Annotated in this window: 10 protein-coding genes; 4 read left to right on the plus strand and 6 right to left on the minus strand. The window is 73.1% G+C overall.

Going from position 1 to position 12,983, the window contains the following annotated elements:
- Nucleotides 1-119: 119 nt before the first annotated feature.
- From IF17_RS0110670 to IF17_RS0110695, 6 genes are all read right to left on the minus strand, one after another.
- Nucleotides 120-1,067 (minus strand): 3-oxoacyl-ACP reductase, encoded by a 948-nt coding sequence (locus IF17_RS0110670; protein ID WP_030564525.1) that lies wholly within the window; start codon nt 1,065-1,067, stop codon nt 120-122.
- Nucleotides 1,068-1,118: 51 nt separating this feature from the next.
- Nucleotides 1,119-2,195 (minus strand): Zn-dependent alcohol dehydrogenase, encoded by a 1,077-nt coding sequence (locus tag IF17_RS0110675; RefSeq protein WP_030564527.1) that lies wholly within the window; start codon nt 2,193-2,195, stop codon nt 1,119-1,121.
- A 67-nt stretch (nt 2,196-2,262) separates the two neighbouring features.
- Entirely contained in the window at nt 2,263-3,120 is an 858-nt protein-coding gene (locus tag IF17_RS0110680) for a MaoC/PaaZ C-terminal domain-containing protein (RefSeq protein ID WP_030564529.1), read from the minus strand.
- Nucleotides 3,121-3,350: 230 nt separating this feature from the next.
- On the minus strand, nt 3,351-4,832 hold the full coding sequence (locus IF17_RS0110685) for an MFS transporter (RefSeq protein WP_030564531.1): 1,482 nt from the start codon (nt 4,830-4,832) through the stop codon (nt 3,351-3,353).
- A 113-nt stretch (nt 4,833-4,945) separates the two neighbouring features.
- Nucleotides 4,946-6,136, minus strand: a complete 1,191-nt coding sequence (locus IF17_RS0110690; protein WP_030564533.1) for a lipid-transfer protein — start codon at nt 6,134-6,136, stop codon at nt 4,946-4,948.
- Nucleotides 6,137-6,163: 27 nt separating this feature from the next.
- Complete coding sequence (locus IF17_RS0110695; RefSeq protein WP_030564535.1) at nt 6,164-8,413, minus strand: acyl-CoA dehydrogenase family protein; 2,250 nt, start codon at nt 8,411-8,413, stop codon at nt 6,164-6,166.
- A 200-nt stretch (nt 8,414-8,613) separates the two neighbouring features.
- Between IF17_RS0110695 and IF17_RS0110700 the strand changes: the two genes are divergently transcribed.
- The 4 genes from IF17_RS0110700 (at nt 8,614) to IF17_RS0110715 (ending at nt 12,915) form a co-directional block, all read left to right on the plus strand.
- A complete protein-coding gene (locus IF17_RS0110700) occupies nt 8,614-10,179 on the plus strand; it encodes an MFS transporter (protein WP_030564537.1) in 1,566 nt (521 codons plus the stop codon).
- 54 nt (nt 10,180-10,233) lie between these two features.
- Nucleotides 10,234-10,887 (plus strand): class I SAM-dependent methyltransferase, encoded by a 654-nt coding sequence (locus IF17_RS0110705; RefSeq protein WP_030564539.1) that lies wholly within the window; start codon nt 10,234-10,236, stop codon nt 10,885-10,887.
- 67 nt (nt 10,888-10,954) lie between these two features.
- The gene (locus IF17_RS0110710) at nt 10,955-11,854 is read left to right on the plus strand and encodes an N-acetylmuramoyl-L-alanine amidase (RefSeq protein ID WP_030564541.1); all 900 of its coding nucleotides are present in this window, start codon (nt 10,955-10,957) and stop codon (nt 11,852-11,854) included.
- Nucleotides 11,855-12,054: 200 nt separating this feature from the next.
- A complete protein-coding gene (locus IF17_RS0110715) occupies nt 12,055-12,915 on the plus strand; it encodes a hypothetical protein (protein WP_078615847.1) in 861 nt (286 codons plus the stop codon).
- Nucleotides 12,916-12,983: the final 68 nt, after the last annotated feature.

Consider the following 12,983-nt stretch of genomic DNA (forward strand, 5'->3'; position numbering starts at 1 on the left):
ACCGCAGGCCCGCCCAGGAGGAATCCAGGGCGGCCTGAGCTGTAGCGCAGCAGCATGAGTTGGGCCCGGGTGCATACGGCTGTTCGCCGTATGCACCCGGGCCCACTTTTTGCTTTCCCCTACTCCCGCTTGAGGCCGAGCACTTCGGCGGCCGCGAAGGTCTCGTTCGGCGGCCGGTCCGCGTAGTACGGGGTGATCAGCTCGTCCAGCTCGGCGAAGGTGAACGTCTCCTTCGCCGCGTCGAACTTGGCCGCCACCCTGGGCCGTTCGACGATCGCGACCATGCCCCCGTGGACGACGAGCAGCTGCCCGTTGACCCCGGCCGCGGCGGGTGAGGCGAGATAGCCGACGAGCGGGGAGACATGCTCGGGGGCCAGCGCGTCGAGCGTGCCGTCGGCCGGTTCCTGGAAGCCCGCGAACACGTCCTCGGTCATCCGGGTCCGGGCGCGCGGGCAGATGGCGTTGGCGGTGACGCCGTACTTGGCGAGGGCGAGCGCGGTGGAGGTGGTGAGGCCGACGATGCCGCCCTTGGCCGCCGCGTAGTTGGGCTGCCCGGCGGAGCCCGCGAGGTACGCCTCCGACGAGGTGTTGACGACCCGCCCGTAGACCGGGCCCCCGGTCTCCTTGGAGCGGGAGCGCCAGTGGGCGGCGGCGAAGTGGGTGGTGTTGAAGTGGCCCTTGAGGTGGACGCGGATGACCGCGTCCCACTCGTCCTCGCTCATCGAGAAGATCATCCGGTCGCGCAGGATGCCCGCGTTGTTGACCAGGATGTCGAGCTTTCCGTAGGCGGAGACGGCCAACTCCACGAGTTCTCGCGCCTGTTCGTGGTCGGAGACGTCTCCGAGGTGGGCGGTCGCCCGGCCGCCCGCCGCACGGATCTCGGCGGCGACCTCCTCGGCGGGGGCGGCGGACGCCTCGCCCGAGCCGTCGCGGCCGGGCTGCCCGTAGTCGTTGACGACGACAGCCGCGCCGAGCCGGGCCAGTTCGAGGGCCTCGGCGCGGCCGAGACCGCGGCCTGCTCCGGTGACGATCGCGGACAGCCCGTCCAGCGGGAGGGGAAGTGACATCACGGTCCTCGGCTTCCTTCGGTACGGGCGGGGTTCGGAGTCGGGCGGGGTTCAGAGTTCGATGCAGGTACGCAGCGACTCCCCGGTCCGCATCTGGTCCAGCGCGTCGTTGACCTCCTCCAGCCGGACCCGGTGGGTGATCATCGACTCCAGGTCGATCCGGCCGGCCCGCCAGAGCGCGATGGCCCGCTCGTAGGAGCGCAGGACGTCCCCGCCGCCGTACATCGAGGGGAGGATGCGCTTCTCGTCGAAGAACAGCTCGAACATGTTGACCTGGAAGTGGTCGTCCATCGCCCCGGCGCCGACGACGCAGAGGGTGCCGCCGCGCCGGGTGTGCTCGTAGGCGGTGCGGGCGGTGGCGGACTTGCCGACGACCTCGAAGACGTAGTCGAAGCCCTCGCCGCCGGTGATGCGCTGTTTGGCGTCGGCCAGTTGGTCGGGGGCGACGGCCTCGGTGGCGCCGAAGCGGAGGGCGGCCTCGCGGCGGGAGGCCACCGGGTCGACAGCGACGATCTGGGCGGCGCCCTGGACGCGGGCGCCCTGGATGGTGGAGATGCCGACGCCGCCGCAGCCGATGACGGCGACCGACGAACCCGCCTCCACCTTTGCTGTGTTGATGGCCGCGCCGAGGCCGGTGGTGACCCCGCAGCCGATCAGGGCGGCGATCTCGAAGGGCACGTCGTCGGGGATCGGCACCGCGCAGCCCGCGCCGACGACGACCTCCTCGGTGAAGGTGCCGGTGCCCGCGAAGCCGAAGACGTCGCCGCCGGGGCGCTTGAAGTTGGGGGTGCCCGCGTTCATGAAGCCCGCGAGGCAGAGCTGGGTCTGGCCGCGCTTGCAGGACGGACAGGCTCCGCAGGCGGGCAGCCAGCAGACGAGGACCCGGTCGCCGGCGCTGAGGCCGCTCACCCCGTCCCCGACGTCGACGACCTCGCCCGCGCCCTCGTGGCCGGGGATGAAGGGGGCGGGCTGGGGGAGGATGCCGCTCATCGCGGAGACGTCGGAGTGGCAGAGGCCGGTGGCCCGGATGCGGAGCTTGACCTTTCCGGGGCCGAACCCCACCGCCTCGACGTCGTCGAGGACTTCCAGCTTCTCCTGGCCTATCTCGTGCAGTACGGCTGCGCGCATGGGTACGGCTCCCCTCGAATCGGCTGCCAGAAAGGGTGCTGCTGAGTGCTGCTGGGTTCCGGTGTGCTCAGGAGTGTTCGACGAGCGTGTCCGCGAGGACCGGTGCGTCGTCCCGCTCTGCGGCGCTGACCGTCACCTGGACCCGGCCGTCCCCGGCCGCCCACATCCGGATACGGAGGGTCTCGCCGGGGAAGACCACTCCGGCGAAGCGGGTGCGGTAGGCGGTGATACGGGAGACGTCGCCGTCCAGCAGGGTGTCGGTGACGGCCTTGAGGGTCATGCCGTACGTGCACAGCCCGTGCAGGATCGGCCGGTCGAAGCCGGCCAGCTTGGCGAAGGCGGGGTCCGCGTGGAGCGGGTTCCAGTCCCCGGAGAGCCGGTAGAGCAGCGCCTGGTCCTCGCGGATCGGGCGTTCGACCGTGCGGTCCGGGTCGCGGTCCGGCGGGGTGAGGCGGTCGGACGGCCCGCGCTCTCCGCCGAAGCCGCCCTCCCCCCGTACGAAGATCTGGGCGTCGTTGGTCCAGAGCGGACCGTCCTCGTCGCTCGCCTCGGTACGCAGCACGATGACGGCGGCCTTGCCCTTGTCGTACACCGCCGCGACCTTCGAGGTCTGTTCGGCCCGGCCGGTCACGGGGATCGGCCGGTGCACGCGTACGGTCTGGCCGCCGTGCAGGACGGCGGCGAGGTCTACGTCGATGCCGGGCGCGCCCATCCCGCTGAACGCGGCCGTTCCGGCGCCGGCGACGGTGGCGAAGCTCGGCAGCACCTGGAGCCGGGACTCCAGGGTGTAGCGCAGCTCGTCGGGGTCGGTGGCGGGGATCCCCGCGCCGAGGCCCAGGTGGTAGAGCTGGACGTCCTTGTGGTTCCAGGCGATCTCGGCTCGGCGGGGGTCGGCGGCGAGGGCCGCTGGGGCATCGATGGGCATGGCGAAGCCGCTCCTTGACGGGGGAGACCGACGGGAGGCCGACGGGAGGCCGACGGTGGAGACCTCGGTGCGGCTGTCCGCACCGCCGACCGCACCGAGGCCGCGCGGGGACCGGCAGGACGCGCCGTTCTAGAACGCGTTCTAGCCGATGGCCCATGTATAACGCAGCCCCCGGAAGTTGGGAAGACTGCTGACATCACGTCAGATACGCTGCCCCCGCATGCGGTTGCTCAGACCCGCTCCTGCGCCTTCACCTTCGCCGCCTGCTCCTCCCGTACGCGGGGCGTCCGGTGGTTCGGCAGCCACGCCAGCATCACCAGGACCCCGACCAGCAGCACCCCGCACGCCGTACGGAACGCCGTGGCGTACCCGGCGGTGACCTCGGCCGGGTCGACCGAGCCCGCCGTGCGGGCGGCGGCGACCGTGGACAGCACCGCGAGGCCGAGGGCGCCGCCCATGGTGCGGGAGGTGTTGACCAGGCCGGAGACGAGTCCGGCGTCCCCGGCGGCCGCGCCGGAGGTGGCGAGGGTGGCCAGCGGGGTGGAGGCGAGCCCGGCACCGGCCATCATCAGGACGCCGGGCAGGCAGATCGCGGTGAGGTAGGAACCGTCGACGCCCATGGTGGACTGCCAGCCGAAGCCCGCGGCGGTGATCAGCACCCCGCCGACGGCGAGACTCTTGGCCCCCGTGCGCGCCATGATCCGGGGCGCGGCCTTGGAGCCGATGATGACGGCAGCCGAGGTCGGCATCAGGGCCAGACCCGCCTCCAACGGCGAGTAGCCCAGCACGTTCTGGGCGTAGACGGTCATGAAGTACCACATGGAGAAGGTCGCCGACCCCATGAGGAACATCGACACGTTGGCCGAGGAGACGGCCCGTACGCCGAACACCCGCAGCGGGATCAGCGGCACCGACGTCCGCGCCTCGACCAGGACGAACGTGGCCAGCAGCACCGCTCCCGCGAGCAGCGGTACGAGGGTGGCGGCGGCCGTCCAGCCGACGGCCTCCGTCTGGACGATGCCGTACGCGACGGTGGCGAGGCCCGCGGTGACGAGGACGGCGCCCAGCAGGTCGATGCGGCGGCGGTCGCCTGCCCTGCCCTCGGTGATCCACAGGGCGGCGGCGACCAGGACGAGGGCGCCGACGGGGACGTTGATGAGAAGGACCCAGCGCCAGGAGAGGGCGTCGGTGAGGACCCCGCCGATGAGCCCGCCGGCCGCGCCGCCGCCCGCGCCGACCGCCATCCAGGTCGCTATCGCCTTGGTCCGGGCGGGCCCCTCGGGCACGGCGGCGGTGAGGATGGTGAGCGTGGCGGGGGCCAGGACGGCGGCCCCGAGGCCCTGCGCTCCCCGGGCCGCGAGGAGCTGCCAGCCCTCCTGGGCGAAGCCGCCCGCGAGGGAGGCCGCGGTGAAGACGCCGAGCCCGACGAGGAACATCCGCTTGCGCCCGTAGATGTCGGCGGCCCGCCCGCCCAGCAGCATGAACCCGGCGAACGCGATCGAGTAGGCGTTGACGACCCACTGGAGCGCGCTGTGGCTCAGCCCCAGGTCGGCGCGCATGGAGGGCAGCGCCACGTTGACCACGGACACGTCGAGGACGACGAGGAACTGGCCGGTGCAGGCGGCGAGCACGACGGCCCAGGCGCCGGTGGGTATGCGGGAGCGGGAGGTACGGGTGGGCGCGGGTGCGGGGACGTCTGCCATGCCGGTCATGGTCGCAGGTAGTGGATGCCCCGTACATCGGGTATCGGTAGGAGATCCTGGGCCCGGGGCGTCCTAGGTCAGAAGTCCTGGCCCCGGCCCTCGTCGGCGAACCCGCCGGGCCCTCACCGCCGCAGCAGCGTCACCACCGCCGCCCCGCCCAGTCCGATGTTGTGCGCGAGGCCGGTGCGGGCGCCCGGGACCTGGCGCGGGCCCGCCTCCCCGCGCAGCTGCCAGGTCAGCTCGGCGGCCTGGGCGATCCCGGTCGCGCCCAGCGGGTGCCCCTTGGAGATCAGCCCGCCCGACGGGTTGACCACCCACCGACCGCCGTACGTCGTCGCCCCCGACTCCACGAGCTTGCCGGACTCCCCCTCGCCGCAGAGGCCGAGCGCCTCGTAGGTGAGGAGCTCGTTGATGGAGAAGCAGTCGTGCAGCTCGATCACGTCGAGATCGCCGGGGCCGAGGCCGGAGGCCGCGTACACCTGCTCGGCGGCGGCACGGGACATCGGGGCACCGACCGCGTCGATGCAGGTGCCGGAGGCGAAGGAGGCGTCGGTGTCGGTGGTCATGGCCTGGGCGGCGATCTCCACCGCCCGCTCCCCCAGGCCGTGCGCCTCGACGAACCGCTCGGAGACCACCACGGCGGCCGCCGCGCCGTCGGAGGTGGGTGAGCACTGGAGCTTGGTGAGGGGGTCGTGGACGGTACGGGCGGCGAGGATCTCCTCCACCGTGTACGGGTCCTGGAACTGGGCGTACGGGTTGTCCACCGAGTGCCGGTGGTTCTTGGCCCCGACCGCCGCGAGCTGCGCGGGCGTGGTCCCGTACCGCCGCATGTGCTCGCGGGCCGCGTTGCCGAAGATCTGCGCGGTGGGCGGGGACATCTCGAAGCCGTGGGCGGCGGCCATGACCCCGTAGTGCCGGGCGACAGGTGAGGCCGCGAAGTCCCCGCTCCCCTCACTGCCACCGCCCAGTGAGCCCCGGGCCATCTTCTCGAAGCCGACGGCGAGGACGCAGTCGCCGGCGCCGCCCTCGACGAACTGCCGGGCCAGCATCAGGGCGGTGGAGCCGGTGGCGCAGTTGTTGTTGACGTTGTAGACGGGGATGCCGGTCAGCCCCAGCTCGTAGACGGCCCGCTGCCCGGCGGTGGAGGCCTGGAAGCAGTAGCCGACGGGGACCTGCTCGACCTGGTCGTACCGGACCCCCGCGTCCGCCAGCGCGGCGGCGCCCGCCTCGCGGACCATGTCCCAGTACTGCCAGTCGCGGGTCTCCGGCTTCTCGAATTTCGTCATGCCGACGCCGACGATGTAGGCCTTCATCTTCCGAGTCCTCTCTTCTGCCCGTGCTCAGTCCCGGGGGAGGCCGAGGATCCGCTCGGCGACGACGTTCAGCTGGATCTGGGTGGTGCCGCCCGCGATGGTCAGGCAGCGGGACATCAGGAAGCCGTGCAGGGCCCGCTCCCCCGCCTCCGGTTCGTCCACCGCCCCTGCCGGGCCGAGGAGTTCGAGGGTGAGTTCGGCGACCTTCTGCTGGTGGACGGTCTGGACGAGCTTGCGCACCGAGGCCCCGGCGCCCGGTTCGAGGCCGGAGACCTGCTGGAGGGTGGTGCGCAGCCCGATGCAGGCGAGGGCGTGCGCCTCGGCGGCGAGTGCGCCGATCCGGGTACGGGTGGTGTCGTCGAGCCCGGCCGAGCGCGCGATCAGCGCCTCAAGCCCGCTGTCGAAGGTCATCTGGTCGGCCATGTGGACGCGTTCGTTGCCGAGCGTGTTGCGGGCGACCCGCCAGCCGCCGCCCACCTCGCCGACGACGGCGTCGGCGGGCAGGAGCACGTCGTCGAAGTAGACCTCGTTGAAGAGGGCCTCGCCGGTGATCTCCTTCAGCGGCCGGATGTCGATGCCCCGGGCCCTCTTCATGTCGACCAGGAAGTAGGTGAGCCCCCGGTGCTTGGGCGCGTCCGGGTCCGTGCGGGCGAGCAGGATGCCGTGGTCGGCGGTGCGGGCGGCGCTCGTCCAGACCTTCTGCCCGGTGATCCGCCACCCCTCGGCGGTCCGTACGGCCCGGGTGCGCAGGGCGGCCAGATCCGACCCGGCCTCGGGCTCGGAGAAGAGCTGGCACCACTGGAGGTCGCCGCGCAGGGTGGCCGGCAGATAGCGCTCGCGCTGGGCCTCGGTGCCGTACGCGATGAGCGAGGGCACGACCCAGGTGGCGATGGAGAGGTCGCTGAGCCGGATGGACTGGTCGCTCAACTCCTGCTGGATCGCGAGCTGTTGTACGGGGCCCGCGCCCAGCCCGTACGGGGCGGGCAGGTGCGGGGCGGCGTAGCCGGTGGCGGCGAGGGCACGGCGGGCCTCGCGGGGCGCCAGGCCCCGGGCGGCGGCGAGGTGGGGGCGGGCGTCGGCGCGGTGGCGGGCGGCCTCGGCGGGGAGTTCGAGGGAGAGTTCGCGGCGGGCACCGGCCCCGGCGAGGCGGGCGGCGCGCAGGTGGTGGGCGTCGGCGGCGCCGAGGAGCTGGCGGGCGAGGACGGCCCGGCGCAGCTGGAGGTGGGCGCCGTGCTCCCAGGTGAAGCCGATGCCGCCGAGGATCTGGATGGCGTCCTTGGCGCAGCTGTACGCGGCCTCCGGCGCGGTGGCGGCGGCGAGGGCGGCGGTGAGCTCGCGCACTTCAGATGGTTCATCGGCGGCGCGGGCCGCGTCCCAGGTGAGGGCGCGGGCCTGTTCGAGGCGGACGAGCATGTCGGCGCAGAGGTGCTTGACGGCCTGGAACGCCCCGATGGGCCGCCCGAACTGCTCGCGCACGCGGGCGTGTTCGGCGGCCGTGTCCAGGCTCCGGGCGGCGGTCCCGCAGGCGTCGGCGGCAAGGAGGACGGCGGCCAGGTCGCGGACGAGCGCGGAGTCGAGGGGCAGGGTCCGGTGCGCCGGTACGAGGACGGCGTCGGCCCGCACCTCCGCTGTCGGCCGGGTCGGGTCGACGCTGCGGTGCGGGCGCACGGTGAGCCCCTCGGCCCCGGCGTCCACAAGGAACCAGAGCACCCCGCCGGACGCTTCGGCGGCGGGCAGGAGCAGCAGGTCGGCCGCCTCGCCGGAGAGGACGGGCGGGGCGGCCCCGTCGAGGCGGTGGCCACCCTCGGCCGGGGTGGCGGTGAGGGTGCCGGGGGTGAGGGCGAGGGCTGCGGTGCGCTCCCCGGCGGCGAGGCCCCGGAGCAGGTCCCGGACCAGATCCCGGTGCGGGCCCCGGACCAGGTCCCCGGCCCCCGCACCCGTCGCTCGCCGCACCACCGCCCCCGTCAGCGCGGTCGCGAGGTACGGCCCCGGCAGCGACCCGTAGGCCGCCTCCTCCAGGACCACGGCGAGGTCAAGGAGACCGCCGCCCCCGCCCCCGTACTCCTCGGGCAGATGGATCCCGGCCAGCCCCTGCCCGGCGAGCGCCTCCCAGTACGCGGGGCGCACCCCGCACGGAGCGGGGCTCCCCGCGTCCAGGAGCTTGCGCACCTCGCCGGGCGGGACGGCCCGCGCCAGCCACCCCCGTACGGAGTGCGCCAGCGCGCGGTGCTCCTCGGTGATGCCGATGCCGGTACCGATACCTGTGCCGATGCCCATGCGAATCCTCGCCGGTCGCAGCCACTGGAACGGCGCAAGAGTAGAACACGTTTCAATTGGACGGAAGACCTGACGGACAGTCAGGGAGTTGTTGGAAAGTCGGCGGGCCCGAACCGGAATAGGACCCACCAGGGAAGCGTTCACCATGCACACACTTGGGGGGAGCCCGGGTGGTCGAGGCTGCCCGGGAGGCCCCACGGATGCGACGGACGAAACAGACACGGCACACAGGGGGCCTCCCCCGGCCGCCGAAAGCGCGCTCAGGACCCATCGTGCCCGTCCTCGCCTTCGCGGGGATCACCGTCGCGGTCATGCAGACCCTGCTCGTCCCGGTCATCAAGGACCTGCCGGTCCTGCTGAGCACCGACCCGGCCAACGCCACCTGGGTGATGACCGCGACCCTGCTGGCGGGCGCCGTCTCGACCCCGATCATGGGCCGGCTCGGCGACCTCTACGGCAAGCGCCGGATGCTGCTCGCCTCGCTCGCCGTCATGGTGATCGGCTCGCTGATCTGCGCGTCCACCGACGACCTGGTCGTGATGATCGTCGGGCGCGCGCTCCAGGGCTTCGCCATGGGCGCCATCCCGCTCGGCATCGGGATCATGCGCGACGAGCTGCCGCGCGAGAAGCTCGGCTCGGCGATGGCTCTGATGAGCTCGTCGATCGGGGTGGGCGGCGGACTGGCGCTGCCCGCCGCCGCGCTGGTCGCCCAGCACGCCGACTGGCACGCGCTCTTCCTCGGATCGGCCGGACTCGGCGTGCTCGCGATGGTGCTCACGTACGCACTCGTCCCCGAACCCCCGCTCCGCGCGCCCGGCACCTTCGACTTCATCGGCGCCTTCGGCCTCTCGCTCGGCCTGGTCCTCCTGCTCCTGCCGATCACCAAGGGCGGCGACTGGGGCTGGGCCTCGGCCCCCACGCTCGGCCTGCTCGCCGCGTCCGTCACGGTCCTGGTGCTGTGGGGCCTGTTCGAACTGCGCACCCCCGCGCCCCTGGTCGACCTGCGCACCACCGCCCGCCGCGAGGTGCTGCTCACCAACCTCGCCTCGATCATGGTGGGGGTCGCCTTCTACGCGGTCTCCCTGGTCCTGCCGCAACTGCTCCAGCTCCCCACATCCACCGGCTACGGCCTCGGGCAGTCCATGGTGGTCGCCGGGCTCTGCGTGGCCCCGCTGGGCGTGACGATGATGTTCGTCGCCCCGCTCTACGCCCGGATCTCGGCCCGCCGAGGCCCCAAGTCCACGCTCATGCTCGGGATGCTGATCATCGCGATCGGTTACGGGGCCGGGCTCGGGCTGCTCAGCGCCGCCTGGCAGACCGTGCTGATCGCGGTCGTCCTCGGCGCCGGGATCGGCCTCGCCTACTCCTCGCTGCCCGCCCTGATCATCGGTGCCGTCGACCCGTCGGAGACCGGCGCGGCCAACGGGCTCAACACCCTGATGCGGTCCATCGGTACGTCGGTGTCGAGCGCGGTCATCGGCATGGTGCTGGCCAACACCTCGGTGACGATGGGCTCGGCGCAGGGCCCGGTTCAGGTGCCGTCGATGGAGGGGTTCCGGATCTCGTTCCTGATCGCCACGGGGGCCGTGCTGATCGGCCTGGTGCTGGCGGCGTTCCTGCCGTCGCAGCGCCCGTCGGGCCACCCGGTGCTGCTGGCGAGCAGCTCGGACGCCGGGCCCGCTCCGGTCGCCCCGGTCGCCCCGGTGCAGGCGGCCCCCGCTGCGACGGCCGGCCGGACCGTACGGCACGATGGGGCGCCGTCGTAGGCAGACCCGCTGCCGTATGCCCTGTGCAGACCCGCCCCCACCTGGAGGAACCCCGTGACCGCCGCCACCCCCTCCCCGTCCCCGGACGTGCTCGCCGCGTTCGAGGCCGCCAAGGGCTTCATGCCGGTCCACGAGGGGCTCGCCCTGCACGCGGCCGCCACCGAGGCCGGGGCGCTCGGGCTGCCCCTGCTGGAGGTGGGCACGTACTGCGGGCGCTCCACGATCCTGCTGGCCGACGCGGCCCGGACGGCCGGGGTGGGCGCCCTCACCGTGGACCACCACCGGGGAAGCGAGGAGCAGCAGCCGGGCTGGGAGTATCACGACCCGAGCGTGGTGGACCCCGAGGTCGGGCTGATGGACACCCTCCCGACCTTTCGCCGCACGCTGCACCGGGCAGGTCTGGAGGAGCACGTGGTGGCGCTCGTCGGCCGCTCCCCGCAGGTCGCCGCGGTCTGGGCCGGGCCGCTGGGCCTCGTCTTCATCGACGGCGGGCACACCGACGAGCACGCGAACGGCGACTACGACGGCTGGGCCCCGCATGTCGCCGAGGGCGGGCTCCTGGTGATCCACGACGTGTTCCCGGACCCGGCCGACGGCGGGCAGGCCCCGTACCGGGTGTACCTGCGGGCGCTGGCCTCGGGGGCGTTCACCGAGGTGTCGGTGACGGACTCGCTGCGGGTGCTGCGGCGCACGGACGCGGGCATCTGAGGCGTACCCGGGCGCGGGTCCTGAGGCGTACCCGGGCGCGCCTCCCCCGTACGGATAGCATCGCCGCGTGCCGTACGACGACAGCGTTCCCCCCACCCGCCGCGCCCGCCCGCTCCTCGCGGCCGCCGCGCTGGCCGCGCTCTGCCTGACGACGATCACCGGATGCGGCGGCTCCCCGGACACGGCGGAGGGGAAGGGCACGGACGCCTCCGCTTCCCCTTCCGCCTCCGCTTCCACCTCCCCTTCCGCCTCGGCCGCTCCGGAGGCTTCCCCCAGCGCCTCGCTCCCCCAAGGTCCGCTGACCGGCAGGACCGTGGTGATCGACCCGGGCCACAACCCGCGTAACCGCGAGCACACCGAGGAGATCAACGAGCAGGTCGACATCGGCACCGGCCGCAAGGAGTGCGACACGACCGGCACGTCCACGGACGACGGTTACGCGGAGGCCCGATTCACCCTCGATGTGTCGCACCGGCTGCGGGAGTTGCTCCAGGCGCAGGGGGCCCGGGTCCTGCTGACGCACGACGACGACCGGCCGTTCGGGCCCTGCATCGACGAGCGGGCCCGGATCGGCAACGAGGCGAAGGCCGACGCGGTGGTCTCGGTGCACGCGGACGGCTCGGCGGTGGGCAACCGGGGCTTCCATGTGATCCTGCCGGCGGCGGTGAAGGGCGGCGGGGCGGACACCTCGAAGATCGTGAAGAGTTCGGCCGACCTCGGGGCCCGTATCGCCGGGCATTTCGTCCGCACGACCGGAAGCGCGCCTTCCAACTACATCGGCGGCGGCACCGGTCTGGACACCCGTGACGATCTCGGCGGACTGAATCTGTCGACCGTGCCCAAAGTCTTCGTGGAATGCGGCAATATGCGTGACCCGAAGGACGCGGCCCTGCTCACCGACGCGCGTTGGCGGCAGAAGGCGGCCCAGGGGATGGCGGACGGCATCGCCGCCCACCTGAAGGGGTAGGTCTGCCCGGCGGGCAAGGGGTGGGTCTGCGGGGATATTGGGGGGATAACTGTTCAAGAACCGGGCACGGGCGCAACCCGCCCGGTCAGACGATAGATTCATCCGTACGATGGGGAGCCACCCCCGAGCTTCATGCCGTGCCCGCCGCAGAGGCGGCAGCGACGACCGCCCCGACGAGACGACCGACTAAGGACCTTCACGTGAATATCCGCTCCCTCACTCGAGGCGACGGCGTGGTGATCGGAGCAGCGGTCGTGCTGTTCATCGCCTCTTTCCTCGACCTCTCCGGCTACGACTGCCCCTCCGGCGTGGACTGCTCCCGGTTCAGCAGCCCGAACGCCTGGGACTCGCTCGGGCTCCTGATGAGCGTCTTCCTCGCCGGCATCATCGGCGCGGCGCTGGTGATCGTCGGCCGGCTGTCGCCCCGCAAGGTCGTGGGGCTCGACCTCGGCCAGTTCGGGACCGCGTTCACCGTCTTCGCGCTGTGGACCGCCTTCTGGACGATCATCGACGTCAGCGACGCCGGCGCCGGCCTGATCCTCGGCCTGCTGGGCACGCTCGTGCTCGCCGCGGCCACGGTCGCCGGCCCGCTGGTCCCCGCGCTCAAGGCCCCGCTCGTCGGCGCCCCGAAGCCGCCGCAGGCCGTGCAGCCGCCGTACGGTGGCCAGCCGGGCCAGGGCTACGGCTACCCGGGCGCCCAGCAGCAGCCCTACGGCGCGCAGCCGAGCCAGGGGTACGGCTACCCGGGTGCGCAGACCGGTGGCCAGCCGGGTCAGCCGAGTCAGGCCGACCCGGCCGCGGCTCAGGCGCAGGCCGCCCAGGCCCAGCAGTCCGCCCCGCAGGGCGGCGCGGCTCCGGCGGGCGACTTCACCCCGTTCTGGTTCGCCGTTCCGGTGGCCCGCCCGCTGTACGGCGAGGACGGCGCGCCGAACCCGATCGCCGAGCTGGCGCCGGGCACCTGGTACCTCGCGGTCGAGCAGCGCGGTCAGGGTCTCATCGCCCAGACGCAGGACGGCCGTCGCGGCGTGCTCCAGGACACGACGGGCATCCAGCGCGGCTGATCCCGTACGCGTGACCCCTGCGGCCCCTCGCCCTTCCGGGCGGGGGGCCGCTGCCGTACAGTCCATGC

The sequence above is a fragment of the Streptomyces cyaneofuscatus genome (assembly GCF_000718135.1).
In the GTDB taxonomy this organism is placed as follows: domain Bacteria; phylum Actinomycetota; class Actinomycetes; order Streptomycetales; family Streptomycetaceae; genus Streptomyces; species Streptomyces cyaneofuscatus.

Excerpts from the sequence above, each read along its gene's own strand:
- IF17_RS0110670 (WP_030564525.1), bottom strand. The coding sequence starts at position 1,067 with ATGTCACTTCCCCTCCCGCTGGACGGGCTGTCCGCGATCGTCACCGGA.
- IF17_RS0110675 (WP_030564527.1), bottom strand. The coding sequence starts at position 2,195 with ATGCGCGCAGCCGTACTGCACGAGATAGGCCAGGAGAAGCTGGAAGTC.
- IF17_RS0110680 (WP_030564529.1), bottom strand. The coding sequence starts at position 3,120 with ATGCCCATCGATGCCCCAGCGGCCCTCGCCGCCGACCCCCGCCGAGCC.
- IF17_RS0110685 (WP_030564531.1), bottom strand. The coding sequence starts at position 4,832 with ATGACCGGCATGGCAGACGTCCCCGCACCCGCGCCCACCCGTACCTCC.
- IF17_RS0110690 (WP_030564533.1), bottom strand. The coding sequence starts at position 6,136 with ATGAAGGCCTACATCGTCGGCGTCGGCATGACGAAATTCGAGAAGCCG.
- IF17_RS0110695 (WP_030564535.1), bottom strand. The coding sequence starts at position 8,413 with ATGGGCATCGGCACAGGTATCGGTACCGGCATCGGCATCACCGAGGAG.
- IF17_RS0110700 (WP_030564537.1), top strand. The coding sequence starts at position 8,614 with ATGCGACGGACGAAACAGACACGGCACACAGGGGGCCTCCCCCGGCCG.